This is a genomic window from Kribbella catacumbae DSM 19601 (genome assembly GCF_000372465.1).
GTDB lineage: Bacteria > Actinomycetota > Actinomycetes > Propionibacteriales > Kribbellaceae > Kribbella > Kribbella catacumbae.
Genome location: NZ_AQUZ01000149.1, coordinates 1 through 1,131, shown reverse-complemented (window position 1 = coordinate 1,131; position 1,131 = coordinate 1). Strand labels below are relative to the sequence as shown.

The window sequence follows — 1,131 nt, the reverse complement described above, 5'->3', positions numbered from 1 at the left end:
GGCCGGCGAAGCTTTGAACTTAAGCGCCAGTAAACGGCGGTGGTAACTATAACCATCCTAAGGTAGCGAAATTCCTTGTCGGGTAAGTTCCGACCTGCACGAATGGCGTAACGACTTGGGCGCTGTCTCAACCATGGACTCGGCGAAATTGCATTACGAGTAAAGATGCTCGTTACGCGCAGCAGGACGGAAAGACCCCGGGACCTTTACTACAACTTGGTATTGGTGGTCGGTACAACTTGTGTAGGATAGGTGGGAGACTGTGAAACTCGGACGCCAGTTCGGGTGGAGTCATCGTTGAAATACCACTCTGGTTGTTCTGGCTGTCTAACTTCGGTCCATTATCTGGATCAGGGACAGTGCCTGGTGGGTAGTTTGACTGGGGCGGTCGCCTCCTAAAAGGTAACGGAGGCGCTCAAAGGTTCCCTCAGCCTGGTTGGCAATCAGGTGTCGAGTGTAAGTGCACAAGGGAGCTTGACTGTGAGACAGACATGTCGAGCAGGGACGAAAGTCGGAACTAGTGATCCGGCGGTGGCATGTGGGAGCACCGTCGCTCAACGGATAAAAGGTACCCCGGGGATAACAGGCTGATCTTCCCCAAGAGTCCATATCGACGGGATGGTTTGGCACCTCGATGTCGGCTCGTCGCATCCTGGGGCTGGAGTAGGTCCCAAGGGTTGGGCTGTTCGCCCATTAAAGCGGCACGCGAGCTGGGTTTAGAACGTCGTGAGACAGTTCGGTCCCTATCCGCTGCGCGCGCAGGAGACTTGAGAAGGGCTGCCCCTAGTACGAGAGGACCGGGGTGGACGAACCTCTGGTGTGCCAGTTGTTCCGCCAGGAGCACGGCTGGTTGGCTACGTTCGGGAGTGATAACCGCTGAAAGCATCTAAGCGGGAAGCACGCTTCAAGATGAGGTCTCCCACCGAGTTAATCGGGTAAGGCCCCCAGTAGACCACTGGGTTGATAGGCCAGAAGTGGAAGCACCGCAAGGTGTGGAGCTGACTGGTACTAATAGGCCGAGGGCTTGTCTCAACACCACCATGTGTGGTCAACAAGAGACCCTGCTGCTGAAAACATGTACGCGTCCACTATACGGTTCCCGAAATACGGTCAACCCCAGCCCGAACCCCC

1 rRNA gene is annotated in these 1,131 nt (G+C 56.0%); it reads left to right on the top strand.

Annotated features, from left to right (window positions below):
* Positions 1 to 1,032, top strand: a 23S ribosomal RNA gene (locus A3ES_RS0145680); the annotation flags it as partial.
* Positions 1,033 to 1,131 lie beyond the last annotated feature (99 nt).